Origin of the sequence: Aeromonas sp. 603079, from assembly GCF_049172135.1 — a bacterium.
In the GTDB taxonomy this organism is placed as follows: Bacteria; Pseudomonadota; Gammaproteobacteria; order Enterobacterales; family Aeromonadaceae; genus Aeromonas; species Aeromonas veronii.
On sequence record NZ_JAAKPX010000010.1, the window covers coordinates 144,781 to 163,750 of the forward strand.

The window sequence follows — 18,970 nt, forward strand, 5'->3', positions numbered from 1 at the left end:
CAGGGCACATAGTGCGCCCGTGTCGATGGGATCAGCGGGGCGGCTGCGTGATGCCGAACCGGAACAGAGTTGCCTGGGTGGTGTCGGTCAGCTCGCCAACCCCCACGACACTCCACAACTCCTCTTCCAGCCGCTTTGCCTTGTGAATGGCGAACTTGGCGATGTAGTCCAGCTCATTGGCAATGAAGTTGGTGTCGGGGCGTCCGGTGCGGGAGATGCCGACCAGCACCGAGTAGAATTCTCCCTGCTGCAGTGCCAGCTCGATGAACTGGCGCTTCTCTTTTAGGTTGCTAAAGCTGCTGGCGAGGCGGCTGGTGAAGATGGGGAGGCCCGCCTTGGTCTGGATGCTGGCAATATAGACCTCATCTTCACGCGGTTTGTCCTCCCGCTCGATGGCTCGCAACGGATTCATCAGCAGCTCCTTGAACAACTCCCCCTGAAACAGCGGATAGAGGTTCTCCTGCTCAGGTTGCTCGGCACAGGCGGTTAACAGTTGTTGCAGGCTGCGCGGAGTGAGTGACTTGCCGATGGCGGCTGGCTTGGGGGCACCCTTCAGTTTGTTGATATAGACCGGTGAGTTGAACAGGTGGTGGGTGTAAATATTGCGCAGGGCTCGCGCCAGTCCGCGATAACGGCGCTGCTCCTGCGCCGCCTTGAGCTTGTTCTGGTTGCTCTCGATCAGCAGGCTGAAGAACTGACGACCGGTATGACGATCGGAATCCCCGTCGATACAGAGGTGCAGCACGGTGCGAGTCATGTTGAGACTAACCAGCCGGTAGGAGAGATGCTGCAGATCCATGCTCTTGGATAACTCCTGCAGACGGGGCAGGGCGATGGTCACCACATCGTTTTTATCACCAGCAAACGCCTCTTCCAGCTCGACCTGCAGGCCATGGGCAGAAATATCTCGGGTCCAGCCAAGCCATGACTTGCCATTGTGATGGATGGCAACGGCTGTTTTGTGGATATAGCGCAGCTCCTTGCGCAACTGGACATAGTGCAGGGATTCAATCTCGAAGGGGGCAACGCCCAGCTCGTGACCAAAACGTTGCAATTCATTGGCATTATTGCCCAGCTCGCCCTCCGGGCGGAACTCCTCCCGTTGGGACTCCAGACTGATCTCCTGCAGCAGGCCGCAATACCCAATCAGTTTGAGACGTTCGAGTAACAGAATATCCTGCAGTTGCGAATTTTCGACCCCCTGCAACTGCCCTACATCTGCCTCCAGCGATTCACACGCCTCCAGTGAAAACTTGTAGACACGCCAGCTGGGACGTCGGGAGCCCACCTGGAAGAAGAGGGCGGTGAGACCACTCTGGCGCAGCTCTTCAGCAGTGGCAGAGAAGAAATAGATATGGCTGCGTACCGTGTGGGTGAAGCAGTAGATGAGGGTTTCGGTCGTGGTGCCGGGAGCAGGGCAGAGGCGTTTCATCCGTTTTGCTGAGAAGAGTCCCGCCAGGGCATCGCGGTTTTTCTCGTCGCGCCAATACTCCAGCAGGTGCTGGTTGTTCTCGGTGCGCAGTGCTATCTCGAGTGAGGGACAATCTCCTGTGCTGAAGAAGAGCGGCATGCCGGTCATCCGTGGCAGGTAGAACTGCTCATATCCCTTGATGATGGCGGCGGAGAGCAGATAGTCGACGCTGACCCGATAGCGGATCTTGTTGGCTTCGATAAAGTCGCTGAGGAAGGCATCGAAGGCGGGCTGCTCACCGGAGCGTACCAGCCTCAGCCAATACTTCCCTTCCTTGCTCTCTTCACCGAGGATCTGGTAACCGACCGGCTGATGCAGCACCGGATTGGGGTGATCCCGCTCCAGCCCGGTAAAGAAGACCTCGACCTGAGCGCCGGTCTGGTAATTGGGCAAATAGGGGACCGAGACTCTCATGCCGCCGAGGGAAAGATCGGAACTTTTGGCGAACAACTTCTCCCCGTCATGAAGTTTGATGAGCAAGGGCGAGCTAAAGTGCATCCGCTCTTGTCGTCGCCCGTAGTAACTGGCAAAGACGATGGTGTTGACGTCGTATTGCCGGAAGGGGCTGACAGGGGGTTGCAGCAGGCCATCCACCCGGGCGTGGTGATGGTTCTTTTGCCATTGTTGCAGTGCTTCGTAAACGCCAAGGGTATAGGCGTCACGGTAGAGATAGCACTGGGACTGAAACAGTCCGATGGCCTCGGCCGGCATAAAGTGGGTGATACCGTCGAACTCGTGCACCAGGCACTCGTCCTCCAGTTCATCGCGCATGTCGATAACCCTGCGGCAAGGGGAGCATTTGCGATTGAGCTCCATCTTGATCAGAAAACGGCCGTTACTGTTTTCGTCCTGGGTCAGACGGTTGAAGATCTCTTCGAAATCTTTCTCCCGCAGCAGGGGTACAAGTTGTTCAATCAGATGTTGTTGGTGTACTGAATCCATGTGTTCCTGCCACGGAAAGTCACTTTTCCGATTCTGGGTTTGATCTGTCGGTCGCAAACAAGTATATCAAGCAGGAATTCATCCTGTCCCCGAGTTATCAATGGCTAAAAATAAAACTGCTTATGTTTGTTCCGAATGTGGTGCCGACTTCACACGCTGGCAAGGTCAATGCAGCGAGTGCAAGGAGTGGAATACCATCACCGAGGTACGCCTTGGCTCCGTCACTCCCGCTGGCAAGAGTGCCCGTTACACCGGTTATGCCGGCGCGGTTGGCAGTCAGGTACAGACACTGGCAGAGATCGCTACCACCGAAATCCCCCGTTTTACTTCCGGTTTCAAGGAGTTGGATCGGGTGCTTGGTGGCGGTGTGGTGCCCGGCTCGGCGATTCTGATCGGTGGTAACCCGGGGGCGGGTAAATCGACCCTGCTGCTGCAGACCATGTGTGGTCTGGCAGAGCGGATGAAAACTCTCTATGTCACCGGTGAGGAGTCGCTCCAGCAGGTGGCAATGCGGGCCAACCGCCTTGGTTTGCCTACCGACAAGCTACGGATGCTCTCCGAGACCAGCGTTGAGCAGATCTGCCTGATTGCCCAGCAGGAGCAGCCGCAGATCATGGTGATCGACTCCATTCAGGTGATGCATGTGGCGGATGTCCAATCTTCTCCCGGTTCGGTCGCACAGGTGCGTGAGGCAGCAGCGTTACTGACCCGTTACGCCAAGCAGAACCATGTGGCCATCTTCATGGTGGGTCATGTGACCAAGGATGGCAGTCTGGCTGGCCCCAAGGTACTGGAACACTGCATCGACTGCTCTGTGCTGCTTGACGGTGGCCATGACTCCCGTTTTCGGACTCTGCGCTCTCACAAGAACCGCTTCGGTGCGGTCAACGAGCTGGGGGTCTTTGCCATGACTGAACAGGGGATGCGCGAGGTGAGCAATCCCTCCGCCATCTTCCTCAGTCGGGGGCAGGAGCAGGCGCCCGGTTCCATCGTCATGGTGATCTGGGAGGGCACCCGGCCGCTGCTGGTGGAGTTGCAGGCGCTGGTGGATTACTCCCAGCTCTCCAACCCACGTCGGGTAGCGGTGGGGATGGATCACAACCGGCTCGCCATGTTGCTGGCGGTGCTGCACCGTCACGGTGGGCTGCAGATGGCGGATCAGGATGTCTTCATCAACGTGGTTGGCGGGGTCAAGGTCGAGGAGACCAGTGCGGATCTGGCGCTGCTACTGGCGATGGTCTCCAGTTTCCGGGATCAGGCGCTGCCCAAGGATCTGGTGGTGTTTGGCGAAGTGGGGCTCTCAGGGGAGATCCGTCCTGTCCCCTCTGGTCAGGAGCGGCTGCAGGAAGCGGCCAAACACGGTTTTCGTCGTGCCATCGTGCCGCACGCCAATGCCCCCAAGCATCCTATCGAGGGGATGGAAGTGGTGCCGGTCAAGAAGTTATCAGAGGCGCTCGAGGCGTTATAACCGTAGCAATAGAGGCTGAATGAACAGAAAAGAGCACCATGTCTGGCCGGGCGTCGTTACGACTGGTTGTGCTCCTGATGCTCGTTCAACAGCTGTTCCAGCTCCCGATGCAGCAGCTCTTCGTCACCTACGTTGAGCTCTATCATCCGCTTGAGGTGGGTGGCACTGTCGATGTCGATGTGGTGGCAGTAGAACCCCAGCTTCTTGCTGGCTTCATGGGTTAGCTCGACCTGCATCTTGATCTCGATGTCGCTGCCACTCAGGACAAAACTGAGCTGGTACTCCTTGTTGTCACGGCTCTCCCAATCATCCGGTCGGATTAACAGGGCGCCCTGCAGGGATATGTCGACAAGCTGAGTCTGCCACTTGTGCTCCCCCTGGGTGAGTTCGGCCGTGGTCAAATAGAGGATCCGTGCAAAACGGCGGCGCTCAGACATGCTCATCTCCTAGTTTGGAATCAGCTGGACACAGGGAATCATTGCTCTGAGTGTAATGCACCTTGGCTGCCAGTATCTTGAACTTGCTCCGAAAATAGCAATCAGGCTTGCTGGGCACTGAGGAACTCCACCACATGGAGTGCCTTGACCAGACGATCTTCCTGTTTGAAGCGATCCTCCAGTACCGGACCCAATTCGTTGAGGTCATCATCGAGCAGTAGCAGTTGGGCCTCGTCGGCATCACTGTATTTGTCGTTGAATTCGAGGGCAAACTCGGTAGTGGCACGAATATGGGGATAAATGCGCTTGGCCAGCTCCAGTGTTTCGCCGCTGGCTTGCTCGAAGGCGGTGACGACGTGGTGGTAGATCTCGAAATGGCCCGCGCTGACATAGTCGACTAGGCGGTCGCAAAACTGATGCAGCTCTTCTGTTTTGGGCAGGCTGCGTTGCTTGGTCCGCGCCGGAGTAAGGCCTGCCAGCTGCATGTATCCAACCAGCAACGCTTGCCTTGCATCCAGCCAGTCGTCGATAGCTTTATGCTTGCCTGCCAGCGCCTGCTTGGTCTGTTCCAGTTTCGTCAACATAATCCCTATCCCTCCGTGGGGCAAAGGCTGGCCGATTGTTCGGTATTCCGAGCCGTTTGAGCAGTGACACAACCTATAACTAGGGAAAATCTGGGCAAGCGTCAATAGCCATGGGGGGATAATGTTAAGTGGCGAAGAAATAGTCAGCGGATTGTGTCTGCGTGCTAGCAGGTTTCAGGCCTGCTCACGGTTTTTCGCGTGTGGAATGTGACTATTTCCGCAGATCTTGATGAAAACCCCAGCGTTTGACGCGTTCGGCTCGATAAAGGCTTTGCCTGTGCGTTTTTTTTTGCATAGAGTGACCCAGCGCTAAATGCCCGATCATAAAGGAAATGTTATGAACAAAGCTCAACTTGTCGATGCGATTGCCGCCAAAGCAGATCTGAGCAAAGCTCAGGCCAAAGTGGCTCTGGAAGAGATCATCAATGGTATTACCCAGAGCTTGAAAGAAGGCGATGCTGTGCAACTGGTCGGTTTTGGCACCTTCAAGGTCACCCACCGCGCAGGCCGCACCGGTCGTAACCCGCAAACTGGTAAAGAGATCCAGATTGCTGCTGCCAACGTGCCTTCATTCGTGGCTGGCAAGGCTCTGAAAGACGCCGTCAAGTAAGTCCGAAAGTCTGTTTTGTCCAATGCCAGTCAGCTTGCTGACTGGCATTGTTTTTATGGGATTCTCCCATCCTTCCTGACTTTTCCTTTTGTCGGCCTCGTTGCGGCTGAGGCCTTATGCCGTTTGCGGGTTGGATGGCAGCGGCCAGATCCGCTCATAGGCCCAGGTAAAGACCATGATGTAGACGAGGTAGAAGGCGACGAAGCCGAGATCCAGCATCAGGGCGTCCCACACTTCCAAATCGAGCCAGAACATGACGCAGGGGAGGGAGAGCATCATAAAGCTCGCCTCATAGCCAAACGCGTGCAGGAAGCGGTCCAGTGGTCGCTTGTTAGTGCGTCCGCAAAGTTTGAGCAACCCCTTGTCGAACAACAGGTTCCAGCCGTAGGTCCAGGCGGTGGCGACGATGGAGAAGAAGATGGCCAGTGAACCGACCTCGGCGACGCCCTGACCGAACAGCTGGCTGATCAGCGGTGCGACCAGTGCCAGCCCGATGCCTTCGTAGAGAACCAGATAACGAAGTCGATCGGGGGTGGTGCGTAGTTGGGTACTACTCATGGGGATGTGCCTCCTGTGGGAGGCGCATTCTAATCAGGGAGTGGTTAAAAGAGAAGCATCGGCCCGTCATGACGGGCGTTGAGGGGCATGATGATGCCCCCTCATTTGCGATACGTCTCTATTGCCAACTTGGGCGTTAGCCCTGAGTGGTCAAGTCTGCGACTCAGGCGCCGGTTGGCGTGACCCGGGTCAGCATGGCAAAGCCCTCTTCCACTTGAGTGAGCTCTACCTTGACCTCTCCCAACTCGGCGAGCGAGGCAACATGGGTGCCGCCACAGGGGATGGTGACCTCCTGGCCTTCCAGCGAGCAGTGCCAGTAACGGGAGTCGATGATCGCCTCGCCGGCCCGGCTTCGGCGAATGTCAGCTCCGCTTGCTACCCAGTCGGCCAGTTGTTGGTTGACTTTCTCTTCAATCAGCGCCAGATCTGCCAGCAGCGCCTCGCTGTTGACTCCTTTCTTGCGCAGGCTCTTGCCGATTCGGTACTGCTCCCACGATCCGCAAGGCTCGACCCGCGAGCTTTGAATAGCAAGACGATCGAAGTCGGGCTGGCCCAGTGCATCGCGCTCGCTTACCTCCTTGCGCCAGTAGGGAGTCAGTACTCGATTGAGCGCCAGCGCGGCCAGATGGCAGCCGCTATGGCCCAGACTCAGGGCGTGGCGGGCAGCGCTATCTACTTGCAATTCGACCTGGCTGCCAACGGCTAGCGCGTGGTCACCGGTCATTGGATGGACCACCACGAAACGCCACCCTTCAGCCCCCCGTTTTACCGGAATCGCAGTATCGACAAACAGCTTGCCATCCGGGCTGATAGCCCCCATCCGGCAAGGGCCAATGGCGGCTTCGCCCCCTTCCCAGCGAGCATGGCCCACATCCCCCGGCTGATCGGGCCAGAGGTGGCTCTGGGGATGAAAGGGGGTGAGGTCGGTGACCAGCAGTGTGGTGTCGCCACGCTGACAGCAGACCACGCTGGCTTGCTCCTGATGATGGCCCAGCACGAAGCTGACTCGGGTATGTTCCATGGCAAGGCTCCCGCAACGATAAATGAGAAAAGAAAGCGGCAGCATACGCCAAAGTGCGAAGAGGCTCATTAACCAGAGTTAATGAGCCCCTCTTCTCGGTTTGACGGTTCGCTAGATCATGGCGACCAGCAGGTAGGCGTTGAGCCCGATCACCAGGGCGACGATGAGGCGGCCGACCGCCTGGGTCACCGGGTGGTTGCGATACTCCCCCATCAGGGCGCGATCGCCGGTCAATATCAGCAGCGGGATGAGCGCCAGCGCGATGCCGAAGCTCAGCACCACCTGGCTCAGCACCAGGATCTCGGTGGTGTTGAGGCCCATGGCGATTACCACGAAGGCAGGGGCCATGGTGATGGCGCGGCGCAGCCAGAGCGGGATGGTGAAGCGCACGAAGCCCTGCATCACCACTTGGCCGGCCAGCGTGCCCACCACGGTAGAGCTGATGCCGGAGGCGACCAGCGAGAGGCCGAACAGAGTCGCGGCCGCCTGACCCAGCAGCGGGGTGAGGGTCTGGTAGGCCGACTCCAGCTCGGCTACTTGCTGGTTGCCGGAGCTGTGGAAGGCGGCCGCCGCCATGGCCATCATGGCCAGATTGACGAAGCCGGCGATGGTCATGGCAATCGCCACATCGACCCGGGTGGTGTGCAGCCGCTGGGGGACCGAGCCCTGATCCTGGGTGTGCTGGGTCAGTGCCGAGTGCAGGTAGATAACGTGGGGCATCACGGTGGCGCCGAGCACGCCGGCCGCCAGATAGACGGCGTCACTGTTGGGCAGGCCGGGGAAGAGGGCGCCCTCCAGCAGGCTAGGCAGATGGGGGCGGGAGAACACCAGCTCGACGATGTAGGCCGCCGCCACGAACAGCAGCAGGCCGCCCACCACGAACTCCAGCGGTTTCTGGCCGCGGGATTGCAGCATCAGGATCCCCCAGGTCACCACGGCGGTGATGCAGGCCCCTTCAAGCAAGGTCACGCCAAGCAGCAGCTTGAAGCCGACGGCGGCGCCGATAAATTCGGCGAGATCGGTGGCCATGGCGATGATCTCTGCCTGCACCCAGTAGGCCCAGACCGCCGGTTTCGGCAGTCGGTCGCGGATGTGCTCCGCCAGATTTTTGCCGGTGACGATGCCGAGTTTGGCCGAGAGGGTTTGCACCAGCATGGCCATCAAGTTGGCCCATACCACTACCCAGAGCAACTGGTAGCCAAAGGTAGAGCCCGCCTGAATATTGGTGGCGAAGTTGCCCGGGTCGATATAGCCGATGGCGGCGATAAAGGCAGGCCCGAGCAGGGTCAGTTTGAATTTGCGGGCTGGAATCGTAGTCGTCAGTGCGGGTTGCATGGCATCACCCTCCATAAGGATATGGAGAGAGAATAGATCTAAATGATAATCGTTATCAATTGTTGTTTCTGATGATTTCCATCGGGAAAAACATTTAAGGCGGTCAGTTGCAGTGAGGGATGTGATTTCGTACAATACGCCGCCCTAGAAAAGCAGCGACTAAACACCTTTATGTTCCTTGCCTCCGAGGTCTGGCTGCACCTGGGCGGAGGCTGAATTAATCCGTAAGGAGCTAAAATGCGTCATTACGAAATCGTCTTCATGGTTCATCCGGACCAGAGCGAGCAAGTTCCCGGCATGATCGAGCGTTACACCGGCGCCATCACCACCTCCGGTGGTACCATTCATCGCCTGGAAGATTGGGGCCGTCGTCAGCTGGCTTACCCGATCGACAAACTGCACAAAGCCCACTACGTTCTGATGAACGTAGAAGCAGAGCAAGCCGTTATCGATGAGCTGGAAACCAACTTCCGCTTCAACGATGCCGTTATCCGCAACATGATCATGCGCACCAAGCACGCCGTGACTGAAGTTTCTCCGATGGCCAAGGCCAAAGAAGAGCGCTTCACCCGTCGTGACGACGAGCGCCGCGAAGAAGCTACTGAAGCTGCTTCCGAAGAGTAATTCTGGATCACTGACTAGAGGATAAAGGCCATGGCACGTTATTTCCGTCGTCGTAAGTTCTGCCGCTTCACCGCCGAGAACGTTACCGAGATCGACTACAAAGATATCGTTACTCTGAAAAACTACATCACTGAATCTGGCAAGATCGTACCGAGCCGTATCACCGGTACCCGCGCCAAGTATCAGCGTCAGCTGGCACGCGCCATCAAGCGTGCTCGTTACCTGGCTCTGCTGCCGTACACCGATCTGCACAACAAGTAAGAATCGGCCCGGCACTTAAGCCTAACTCAACGAAATTTATAGAGGAAAGGTAATGCAAGTTATCCTGCTCGACAAAATCGCCAAACTGGGCGGTCTGGGTGACCAAGTTTCCGTGAAATCTGGTTATGCCCGTAACTACCTGATCCCGCAAGGCAAAGCTGTTATGGCCACCAAAGCCAACATCGAAGCTTTCGGTGCTCGTCGCGCTGAGCTGGAAGCCAAACTGGCTGCCAACAAAGCTGCTGCTGAAGAGCGTGCTGCCAAGCTGGCCGAACTGGCTACCGTGGTTATCGCTTCCAAGTCTGGCGACGAAGGCAAGCTGTTCGGTTCCATCGGTACCCGTGACGTGGCTGAAGCCATCACTGCTGCCGGCGTAGCCGTTGCCAAGAGCGAAGTCCGCATGGGCAACGTTCTGCGTAACACCGGTGACTACGAAGTTGCTGTTCAGCTGCACGCTGACGTTAAAGCAACCGTACAGATCCAGGTTGTTGCCCTGTAATAGCGATTCGCTTTTGCAGAAAAAACCCGCGCTCTTGCGCGGGTTTTTTATTTTCCGGCCCGGGGGTAGAGTGAAGGTCTGTTCCACTGGAGGAGATCCTTATGGCTTGGGTAGAAGGTCGCGTCATCGAACGCATCGAATGGACACCCACCCTGTTCTCCCTGCGGGTAGCGGCCGAGCTGGTCCCCTACAAGGCAGGCCAATTCACCAAGCTGGCCCTCGAGCAGGGCGATCGCCGCATTCAGCGCGCCTACTCCTTCGTCAATCCCCCCTCTGCGCCATACCACGAGTTCTATCTGGTCGAGATCCCGAGCGGTGAGCTGACTCCGTCCCTTGGCTTGCTGCAAGCGGGCGATACATTGCTGGTGCAATCCCAGGCCACCGGCTTCCTGACGCTGGATGAGGTGCCCGCCGGGCGCGATCTCTGGCTGCTCTCGACCGGCACTGCCATCGGCCCCTTCCTCTCCATGCTGGCAGATGGGGAAGCCTTCAACCGTTTCGAGAATCTGGTGCTGGTGCACGGGGTGCGCAAAGGCGAAGAGCTGAGCTATCAGGATTTGATCGCCAGCTTTGCCGAGCAATATGGCGCGCGTTTTTGCTATGTCCCCTTTGTCAGCCGCGAGCCTTGGCCCGATGCAATGGCAGGGCGGATCCCGGCGGCGATTGCCAATGGTCAGCTGCAGGCTAGAGTGGGGTTGGAGTTCTCACCCGAGCTGAGCCAAGTGCTGATCTGCGGCAATCCGGAGATGGTGAAAGAGACCCAGCAAACCTTGCTGGCGCTGGGGTTGGTCAAGAATCTGCGGCGGGCACCGGGCAATATCAGTGCGGAGAATTATTGGTAAAACAATCAGCACAGGGGCGCCAGGCCCCTGCTGGATAAGGAAAGGGGGGGTCAGTTTTTCTTGCCGTTACCCTTGTTTTTATCCTTCTGTTTGTCGTGACCCTGTCCCGGGTTATTGCCGCCGTGGATGCTGCGGTTGTAGTGATCCCGGTACTTGCCATCCATCTTGTCGCAGTTGAGTTTGATCCGGCTGTCGCCAATGCCAAGATCCAGACAGTTGTCCTGCCACCAGTCGTACTCCTTGTCATCCCAGTCGAGATTGATCTTGATGTCATCACCGGAGATCTTGATGCCATCGCTATTTTTGCTTGGCGGTGCCGCAACCGCGATGCCGTGCGCCATCAGCAGGGAAAGCAGCAGGGCGCCGCGCCGGATAACGGGGTTGTGTTTAGCTTGGGTCATCGCAAGGGTACTCCTGTTGTTACTGGTCGCTCTGCGAGTTGGCAGGGACCTGGTTGGTTTTCGGTGGCTGGTTGCGATTCTCTTCATCTTCCAGATTGAATTTGACCGCCTTGCAGTCGACGGAGGAGGTCTCCCTGATATCCAGAGTGAGGCAGTCGTTCTGGGTCCAGCCGAACTGTTTGTCATCCCAGTCCAGATTGAATTTAAGCTCATCGACGGAAAATTCGGTGCCACCGCTCTCTGGATATTGCTGTGTCGCAGCGGCGCCGCCGGTAACCAGAAGAAGGGAGAGTAGCAAGGTGGTCGTACTGTTCATGATGGCCTCGGATAATTGCAACGGTGGATGAGTGTACGGATCTGGGCTGAACCCGGGCGGAATCGCACCTCATCTCACCACATGATCAAGTCAGGGAGGAATTGTATCGCTTTTCTGCTGCCGATTTGTCCGTTTTGGTCGCACTCTGGGCAGCTGGTTGCCAATCTGAAGGAATTCAGTCATTTGCCCTTCTCTGTGCGAGTCTGGCGACTATAATCGGCAGCTAACTTTTCCTGCACAGCACACCCCTTCATCATGACCACACAGGACTCCTCCACACAGCGCTACCCCAAGGGGTGGTTCGCTCTGACGACGGTATACAGTTTCACCGGATTGGCCATTCTGGCCTCCATTATCTTCTCCCTGCTGCTGTTCCTCTCCATCGATGACAACCCGCTGATGAAGTGGCTGTTCGGCGGCTTGGCCATCATCTTCGAGCTGGGCAAGTTTTACGTCTGGTACGAGTACGGCGAGCGCAAGGCGCGGCGGGATCTGAGTGGTGCTCTCTGGTCGCTGCTGTTTTACAGCGTGCTGGCGGCCATCTCCATCGGCGGCAGTATCGGTGGCATCAACAGCGCCACCAATACGGTGTTGAGCCAGCAGGCGCGCCACGAGCGGGAGCTGGCCCGTTTCGACGAGCAGATCGCCAGCATCGAGCGGCAGATCCAGCTCAACGAAGAGGCGGCCCGCAAATACATCGAGCTGGAGCGCATCTCCAGTGGCGTCTCCTCGTTGCAGCATGCCAACACCAAGCTGCGCTTGCAGCAGGATGAGCTGCGCCAGCAGCGCGATGCCAAGCCGGTCAACGAACAATCCTCTATGTTGGGGCTGATGAGCAGTCTGGCGGACGGGGTCGGGATGAGCATCAGCCAGGTGCAGTTCCTGCTGGTCTGCTTCCTCTCGGTGCTGCTCGACGTGTTCGGCGCCTTCTTCGTCAGCCTGATCGGCGAGGAGAACCGCTTTCGCCGGATGTGGCGCTGGCAGCAGGAGCAAGCTCGCAGAGAGGCGCAGGCAGAGTTGGCGATGGCAGCCCAGCCCGAGCCCATCATGCCCCCCGAGCCAGCCCCCGAAGTGCTGGCACAGGTGCGCGGTGCGCTGGTGAGCGGTGAGCTCAAGTGCAGCAAGCGCTCGGTGGCACAGGCGTTGTCACTCTCGCTGGAGGAGGTGGATCGGGTGTTCCACCATCTGCTGTCGCAAGGGGTGCTGGGGCAGGGGAGCAATCGCCACTACTACCTCAATCCGGCGCTGGAGCAGCAACCCGGATAGTGAGAAGGCCACCGGAACTCGGTGGCCTTTTTCGTTATCGAGTGGCTGTGGCACTCAGTGAGTCAGCACCATCATCAGGCTGAGGAAGGCGGCCAGTCCGCCACCGATGCCGATGATCCAGTAAAACCCCTTGGCCCCCTGTTTGAGCGGGATGTGGAAGTAGAGCAGAAACGCCCACCACCCCAGTGCCAGCAACAGAGGAATAAGAAACATTCGAGCCATGGTGTCCTCGCTGTTATTCTGTTGACCCTTGATCAATCAACAGGATGGATTGTGCAATGACGCAACTACAGATTACCGCATTCGGTGACCCCTCGGTACTCAAGCTCAACCCTTCCCTCGATAAGGTGCCAGCCGATGGCGAAGTGCGGGTGAGCATCTGCTTTGCGGGGGTTAACCCCATCGATGCCAAAACCCGCGCCGGTCTTGGCTGGGCGGCGGCCCAGAACAAGGACAAGCTGCCCTGGACGCCGGGTTATGACATCTCCGGCGTGGTGGAGAAGGTAGGCCCCGGCGTAACCTCGCTGGTCGAGGGGGATCGGGTGTGCGGCATGGTCGGTTTTCCTCTTACCGCTGGTGGCTACGGGGAGTCTGTGGTGGCAAGCGAAGGCGAGCTGGTCAAGCTCGACGGAGTGAGCCTGCAGCAGGGAGCGGCGCTGCCACTGGCCGGTCTCACCGCCTGGCAGGGGCTGCTTGAGCACGGCGGCCTCAAGAGCGGTCAGCGGGTATTGATCCTCGCCGGTGCCGGTGGGGTTGGCCATCTGGCGGTGCAGTTTGCCAGCGCCTATGGCGCCGAGGTGGTGGCTACCGCCAGCCCCGACAACCATGGCTTCCTCCATGCTTTGGGGGCGCGCTGGATGGTGGATTACCATGATGCGAACTGGCCCGCACAGGTGGTGGCAGAGGCCGGTCAGGTCGATCTGGTGCTGGATCTGGTAGGCGGCGAGAGCGGCAAGGCGGCGCTCGCCTGTGTCAAACCGGGTGGCCGCCTGGTGACTGTGCCTACCATTACCGCCCAGCAGATCAAGGATGCTGGGGCTGCGGCGGGTATCGAGGTGGTCGGCATGCTGGTTCACCCCGACCAGAAGCAGCTGGGTCAGATGTTGATGCTGCTGCGTCAGGGGGAGGTGAAGGTCACCCTCGCCGGTGAGTTCGCTCTGGCTGAGGGGGCGCTGGCCCATCAGGCCATCGAAGGGGGCCATGTACGCGGCAAGCTGCTGCTGCGCATGCCTGCGGCCGATGGCTATCCCGGATGAGCGAGATGATGGAGATGGGGCTGGGGTGGCTCTTTTTAAGTGCATTCACCTCCGCCACCCTGCTGCCCGGCAGCTCGGAAGTGCTGCTGGGGGCCATGGCGGCCAAGGGGGAGTGGAGCATGGCTAGCCTGCTGCTGTGGGCGACGCTGGGCAATACCCTCGGTTCCATGACTACCTGGTGGCTCGGCTGGCTCGCCACCTTCAAGAAAAAACCGGAAGATTTTCAAGGCCGTGGGGAACAAAAAGCCTTAGGCTGGCTCAAACAACATGGTCACTGGTGTCTGCTGCTTGCCTGGACGCCGGTGGTCGGTGATGGTCTCTGTCTGTTGGCCGGTTGGCTGCGCCTCTCCTTCTGGCGCTCTCTCATTTTGATCGGGCTCGGCAAATTGTTCCGTTATGCCCTGGTTTTTCTGCTGGCCAGTCACATTTTCTAGCCTGTTTTTGTCACTCACGAGGTTACCGTGAACAAAGTCATACCTTTAACGATTCTGCTGGGCTTCACCCTGCCGGTGCTGGCGGCACCGACCCTGATCGCCGAACAGGGCAAGGAGGAGGGCAAGCTCGCCATCCCCTACCAGATGTACAAGCTGGACAATGGCCTGACCGTGATCCTGGCTCCCGACCGCTCCGATCCGCTGGTGCACCTCGATGTGACCTATCACGTCGGTTCATCCCGCGAGACGGTCGGTAAGTCCGGTTTCGCTCACTTCTTCGAGCACATGATGTTCCAAGGCTCGAAACACGTCGGTGATCAGGAGCATATGCGGATCATCAACGAAGCCGGTGGCGACATGAATGGCACCACCAACAAGGACCGCACCAACTACTACGAAACAGTGCCGGCCAACCAGCTGGAAAAAGTGCTCTGGCTGGAGGCGGATCGGATGGGCTTCCTACTCGATGCGGTGAGCCAGAAGAAGTTCGAGATCCAGCGCGCCACCGTCAAGAACGAGCGGGCCCAGCGGGTCGATAACCAGCCGTACGGGCTGGTGAGCGAGAAGGTGGGGGAGGCGCTCTATCCGCGTACTCACCCCTACTCCTGGCAGCCTATCGGTTACGTGGAAGATCTCGACCGGGTCGATGTGAACGACCTCAAGCAGTTCTTCCTGCGCTGGTATGGCCCCAACAACGCTACCCTGACTCTGGGCGGCGACTTTGACAGCAAGCAGGCCCTCGAGTGGATCGAGAAGTACTTCGGCTCCATCCCGCGCGGCCCGGACGTGGCCGAGCCGACGCCAAAGCCGGTGACTCTGCCCGAGACCCGCTACGTGACGTTGCAGGACAAGGTACACCTGCCGCTGCTCTATATCAGCTACCCCACCGTATCTCTTGGCGATCCGCAGGAGCCTGCACTCGACATGTTTGCCGACGTGCTGGGTGGTTCCGCCAGCTCCATGCTCTACCAGTCGCTGGTGAAAACCGGCAAGGCGATCGATGTGGGGGCGTCCCACTACTGTGAAGAACTGGCCTGTACCCTGACCGTCTACGCCTATCCCAATCCGTCACAGGATGGCAGCCTCAAGACCCTCAAGGGGGAGGTGGACAAGGTGATCGGCGAGTTCGCCCAGCGCGGCCTCAAACCGGAAGATCTGGAGAAGGCGATCGCCAAGTACCGTGCCTCCGCCATCTGGGGTCTGGATAGCGTCTCCGGCAAGGTGAGCCAGCTCGCCATGGGTCAGGTGTTTGCCCAGGATCCCAACTATGTGTTCAAGACACTGGATGCCATCGGCAAGGTGACACCTGAGCAGGTGAAGGCCGCCTACGACAAGTTCATCGCGGGCAAGCCTGCGGTGGTGCTGAGCGTGGTGCCCAAGGGCAAGACTGAGTGGCAGGTTGCCACCCCGAACTTTACCCCCGCCAAGCGCGAACTGCCGGATTACAGCAAGCATGACGAGGCGCTGGCCGAACGACCGGTAAAAGACAATTTCGATCGCAGCGTGCAGCCCAAGGCGAGCGAGGCGGTGAGCGTCAAGGTGCCCGCCATCTGGCACGGCAAGCTCGACAAGAACATCGAGATCATCGGCACCAAGAGTGACGAGATCCCCGCGGTCTCCATCATGATCGCCCTGCCGGGCGGCATTCGTGCCGAAGATAAGGGGCAGCTTGGACTGGCCAATCTGACCGCCGCCATGATGGGGCAGGGCACGGTGCGCCTGACCGAGGCTCAGCTCAGCGACGAGCTGCAAAAGCTGGGCTCAAGCATTGATGTCTCCAGCGCCCAGTACAACAACCTCATCACCGTCAGCTCGCTGGCGGACAAGTTGCCCCAGACCCTGGCGCTGGTGCGCGAGGTGCTGGAGCGCCCGGGCATGCGGGAGGCGGACTTCGAGCGGGTCAAGGCGCAGCTGCTGCAAGGAATGCAACAGGCCCAGCAGCAGCCCGAGTGGCTGGCCGGGCAGGCGTTCCGCGAGCTGGTCTACGGCAAGCAGAACCGCCTCGGTCAACCTACCGACGGGGTAGCGGCTGATGTGGCCAAGCTGACCCTGGCGGACGTGAAGCACTTCTATCAGGCCTACTACAACCCCACCAATGCCAAAGTGGTGGTGGTCGGTGATGTGGGCCAGAAGCAGATCGAGGAGCAACTTGGCTTTCTGACCGAGTGGAAGGGGGCCACGCCGACTCTGGGGGATCTCAAGCTCAAGGGTGAGCAGGCCAAGCCGGGCATCTATCTGGTCGACAAGCCGGGGGCGCCCCAGTCGGTGATCCGCATCGGCCGTCGCGCCATGCCGTTCGATACCACGGGGGATTACTTCACCGCCGGGCTGATGAACTTCAACCTGGGTGGCAACTTCAACAGCCGCATCAACCTCAACCTGCGGGAAGACAAGGGTTACACCTATGGTGCCAGCTCGGGTTTCTCCGCCAACCGCGAGGTGGGCACCTTCGCCACAGGCGCCAATGTGCGGGCCGATGCGACTGTGGATGCCATCCGCCAGTTCCTCAAGGAGATGGACAACTACCGCAAGAGCGGCCCGACCCCGGTCGAGCTGGCCTATATGCGCAGCGCGGTTTCCCAGCAGGATGCCCTCTCTTACGAGACCTTGGGCCAGAAGGCGGGCTTCCTGCTGCAGATGGTGATGTATGACCTGAAACCGGACTATGTGCAGGCCCAGAACAACCTGATCAAAACGGTGTCGCCCGAGGCGCTCAAGGCCAGTGCCGCCCGTTGGCTCAATCCGGCCGACATGGTGATCGTGGTGGTGGGAGACAAGCAAAAGCTTGAAAAACCCCTGAAGGAGCTTCATCTTCCCATCTATCCGCTGCAGTTGCCGTAACTGACGCTTTATAAAAATCAAGAGCCGCCCCGGATGGGGCGGCCTCACATGAGCCGTGAATATGACTACAACAAGCTTGTCGCTCACCGAGTTGCTGAATGCGTTGGGATCACCGGAGCGCCTCACCGCGCTCAAGGGGATCCGGCGCGGGATCGAACGTGAATGCCTGCGCATCACGCCGGATGGCCGACTCGCCCAGAGTGACCATCCACGGGCGCTGGGCTCGGCCCTGACCCATCCCAATATCACCACCGACTACTCGGAGAGCCTGCTGGAGTTCATCACCCCGGCCACCGACTCCATCGACAGCCTGATGGAGCAGCTCGGCGACATCCATCACCATGTGATTCAGCATCTGGGTGACGAGCGGATTTGGCCGCTCTCCATGCCATGCTTCGTCGGTGGGGAAGAGAGCATCCGGCTGGCCCAGTACGGCAGCTCCAATATCGGCAAGATGAAGACCCTCTACCGTCAGGGATTGAAGAACCGCTACGGCAGCCTGATGCAGGTGATCGCCGGGGTGCACTTCAACTTCTCCATGCCCGACAGCTTCTGGAGCGAGTGGCAGGATCTGGTGTGCGAAGGGTGCTGCAGCCAGCGCTTTATCTCCGACAAGTACATGGGGCTTATTCGCAACGTCTACCGCTTCGGCTGGCTGGTGCCCTATCTGTTCGGCGCCTCCCCGGCCATCTGCGAATCCTTCCTCAAAGGGCGCAAGAGCAACCTGCCGTTCGAGAAGACCGGCAAGGGCACCCTCTATCTGCCTTACGCCACCGCGCTGCGTCTCTCCGATCTCGGTTACACCAACAGCGCCCAGGCTGGGCTCAAGATCAGCCACGACAGCCTGCCAGCCTATGTCAGCAGCCTGCGCCGCGCCATCAACACCCACAATCCCGACTTTGCCAAGATCGGGGTCAAGGTGGATGGGGAGTATCGTCAGCTCAATGACAACGTGTTGCAGCTGGAGAACGAGCTCTACGCTCCAATCCGTCCCAAGCGCACCCCGCGCAGCGGCGAGAAGCCCTCGGATGCGCTGGATCAGCGCGGCATCGAATACATCGAGCTGCGCACCGTGGACGTCAACCCCTTCACCCCGCTCGGTATCGATGCCGACCAGATCCGCTTCTTCGATCTGTTCCTGGTCTGGTGCTTGTTGCGCCCCTCTCCGGTGCTGAGTGACGAGGAGATTGCCCGCAACCGCCGCAACCAGAACAAGGTGGTGCTGGAGGGACGTCGTCCCGGCCTCGAGCTGGAGGACGAGCAGGGTCATGCCATTGGCCTCAAAGAGTACGGCCTCAAGCTGTTCGACGAGCTGGCTCAGGTGGCCGAATTGCTGGATCGCTGCTGCGGCCGTAACCACTATCGCAAAACGCTGGCAATGCACCGTGAGAAGCTGCTCAATCCGGATTTGACCTACTCCGCCCGCATGCTCAAGGAGCTGCTGGAGAGTGGCAAGGATAACGGCTGTTACGGCGACAAGCTGGCGACCCGCTATCGCGAGGAGCTGCTGGCAGGGGAGCTGCAATACTGGGATGAGGCCTACTTTGCCGGTGAGGCGAAGGATTCCCTGGCCAAACAACGGGAGCGCGAGCGCAGCGACAGCCTGTCATTCGATGACTTCCTGGCCGACTACTTCGGTACCAGTACCACCACGGCCTGAAGGCGGGTTCGTTCCGACCCAAGTGCCAGCAAAAAGCCGCTCGAGTGAGCGGCTTTTTTATTTCTCTTGTCCCGTCCTGAATATGGTTTACACCTTTCCCCCCAATAAATGGAGAGCCCGATGGGACAAGGTGTGAAACGGACA

The 18,970-nt window shown here is 59.0% G+C and carries 20 protein-coding genes; 11 read left to right on the forward strand and 9 right to left on the reverse strand.

All coding sequences use genetic code 11. The features are described from left to right. Positions 1-31: 31 nt before the first annotated feature. A complete protein-coding gene (locus tag G5287_RS09585) occupies positions 32-2,413 on the reverse strand; it encodes a PilZ domain-containing protein (protein WP_227341917.1) in 2,382 nt (793 codons plus the stop codon). A gap of 100 nt (positions 2,414-2,513) precedes the next feature. On the opposite strand from G5287_RS09585, the gene radA reads away from it, so the two are divergent. Then, positions 2,514-3,881 (forward strand): DNA repair protein RadA, encoded by a 1,368-nt coding sequence (radA, locus tag G5287_RS09590; RefSeq protein WP_227341918.1) that lies wholly within the window; start codon positions 2,514-2,516, stop codon positions 3,879-3,881. 56 nt (positions 3,882-3,937) lie between these two features. Here the strand turns inward: radA and G5287_RS09595 are convergent, their stop codons facing one another. Then, positions 3,938-4,318, reverse strand: a complete 381-nt coding sequence (locus G5287_RS09595; protein WP_216952871.1) for a PilZ domain-containing protein — start codon at positions 4,316-4,318, stop codon at positions 3,938-3,940. A 101-nt stretch (positions 4,319-4,419) separates the two neighbouring features. Next, positions 4,420-4,902 (reverse strand): sigma D regulator, encoded by a 483-nt coding sequence (gene rsd, locus G5287_RS09600; RefSeq protein ID WP_216952872.1) that lies wholly within the window; start codon positions 4,900-4,902, stop codon positions 4,420-4,422. Between the two features lie 337 nt (positions 4,903-5,239). Between rsd and hupA the strand changes: the two genes are divergently transcribed. Next, positions 5,240-5,512 carry a nucleoid-associated protein HU-alpha gene (hupA, locus tag G5287_RS09605; RefSeq protein ID WP_005340484.1) on the forward strand — a complete coding sequence of 91 codons (273 nt, stop codon included), beginning with the start codon at positions 5,240-5,242 and terminating at the stop codon, positions 5,510-5,512. Between the two features lie 114 nt (positions 5,513-5,626). Here the strand turns inward: hupA and G5287_RS09610 are convergent, their stop codons facing one another. From G5287_RS09610 to G5287_RS09620, 3 genes are all read right to left on the reverse strand, one after another. Beyond that, positions 5,627-6,070, reverse strand: coding sequence for a PACE efflux transporter (locus G5287_RS09610; protein ID WP_421231209.1), 444 nt, complete (start codon positions 6,068-6,070; stop codon positions 5,627-5,629). Positions 6,071-6,233: 163 nt separating this feature from the next. After that, complete coding sequence (locus tag G5287_RS09615) at positions 6,234-7,091, reverse strand: hypothetical protein (RefSeq protein ID WP_227341919.1); 858 nt, start codon at positions 7,089-7,091, stop codon at positions 6,234-6,236. Between the two features lie 111 nt (positions 7,092-7,202). Next, entirely contained in the window at positions 7,203-8,426 is a 1,224-nt protein-coding gene (locus tag G5287_RS09620) for an Nramp family divalent metal transporter (protein ID WP_227341920.1), read from the reverse strand. Between the two features lie 237 nt (positions 8,427-8,663). Here G5287_RS09620 and rpsF point away from each other — a divergent pair, with 237 nt between their 5' ends. From rpsF to G5287_RS09640, 4 genes are all read left to right on the forward strand, one after another. Continuing rightward, positions 8,664-9,050, forward strand: a complete 387-nt coding sequence (gene rpsF, locus G5287_RS09625) for a 30S ribosomal protein S6 (RefSeq protein WP_005308887.1) — start codon at positions 8,664-8,666, stop codon at positions 9,048-9,050. Positions 9,051-9,080: 30 nt separating this feature from the next. Then, positions 9,081-9,311 carry a 30S ribosomal protein S18 gene (gene rpsR, locus G5287_RS09630; protein WP_005308890.1) on the forward strand — a complete coding sequence of 77 codons (231 nt, stop codon included), beginning with the start codon at positions 9,081-9,083 and terminating at the stop codon, positions 9,309-9,311. Positions 9,312-9,363: 52 nt separating this feature from the next. Then, positions 9,364-9,810, forward strand: a complete 447-nt coding sequence (rplI, locus tag G5287_RS09635; protein ID WP_005340490.1) for a 50S ribosomal protein L9 — start codon at positions 9,364-9,366, stop codon at positions 9,808-9,810. A gap of 101 nt (positions 9,811-9,911) precedes the next feature. Beyond that, positions 9,912-10,652 (forward strand): ferredoxin--NADP reductase, encoded by a 741-nt coding sequence (locus tag G5287_RS09640; protein WP_227341921.1) that lies wholly within the window; start codon positions 9,912-9,914, stop codon positions 10,650-10,652. Positions 10,653-10,702: 50 nt separating this feature from the next. Here the strand turns inward: G5287_RS09640 and G5287_RS09645 are convergent, their stop codons facing one another. After that, positions 10,703-11,053, reverse strand: a complete 351-nt coding sequence (locus G5287_RS09645) for a hypothetical protein (RefSeq protein WP_227341922.1) — start codon at positions 11,051-11,053, stop codon at positions 10,703-10,705. 19 nt (positions 11,054-11,072) lie between these two features. Continuing rightward, positions 11,073-11,369 (reverse strand): hypothetical protein, encoded by a 297-nt coding sequence (locus tag G5287_RS09650; RefSeq protein WP_421231210.1) that lies wholly within the window; start codon positions 11,367-11,369, stop codon positions 11,073-11,075. Positions 11,370-11,624: 255 nt separating this feature from the next. Between G5287_RS09650 and G5287_RS09655 the strand changes: the two genes are divergently transcribed. Then, complete coding sequence (locus tag G5287_RS09655; protein ID WP_227341923.1) at positions 11,625-12,635, forward strand: Preprotein translocase subunit SecY; 1,011 nt, start codon at positions 11,625-11,627, stop codon at positions 12,633-12,635. A 54-nt stretch (positions 12,636-12,689) separates the two neighbouring features. Here the strand turns inward: G5287_RS09655 and G5287_RS09660 are convergent, their stop codons facing one another. Next, on the reverse strand, positions 12,690-12,857 hold the full coding sequence (locus tag G5287_RS09660) for a hypothetical protein (protein ID WP_162484561.1): 168 nt from the start codon (positions 12,855-12,857) through the stop codon (positions 12,690-12,692). A 56-nt stretch (positions 12,858-12,913) separates the two neighbouring features. Here G5287_RS09660 and G5287_RS09665 point away from each other — a divergent pair, with 56 nt between their 5' ends. From G5287_RS09665 to gshA, 4 genes are all read left to right on the forward strand, one after another. Next, complete coding sequence (locus G5287_RS09665; RefSeq protein ID WP_421231211.1) at positions 12,914-13,891, forward strand: NADP-dependent oxidoreductase; 978 nt, start codon at positions 12,914-12,916, stop codon at positions 13,889-13,891. Next, on the forward strand, positions 13,888-14,325 hold the full coding sequence (locus tag G5287_RS09670) for a YqaA family protein (RefSeq protein WP_005348990.1): 438 nt from the start codon (positions 13,888-13,890) through the stop codon (positions 14,323-14,325). The genes G5287_RS09665 and G5287_RS09670 overlap by 4 nt, the downstream gene beginning before the upstream one ends. Positions 14,326-14,352: 27 nt before the next feature. Continuing rightward, on the forward strand, positions 14,353-17,166 hold the full coding sequence (locus G5287_RS09675) for a M16 family metallopeptidase (RefSeq protein WP_107683770.1): 2,814 nt from the start codon (positions 14,353-14,355) through the stop codon (positions 17,164-17,166). A 61-nt stretch (positions 17,167-17,227) separates the two neighbouring features. Next, positions 17,228-18,826 carry a glutamate--cysteine ligase gene (gshA, locus tag G5287_RS09680; RefSeq protein WP_227341926.1) on the forward strand — a complete coding sequence of 533 codons (1,599 nt, stop codon included), beginning with the start codon at positions 17,228-17,230 and terminating at the stop codon, positions 18,824-18,826. Positions 18,827-18,970: the final 144 nt, after the last annotated feature.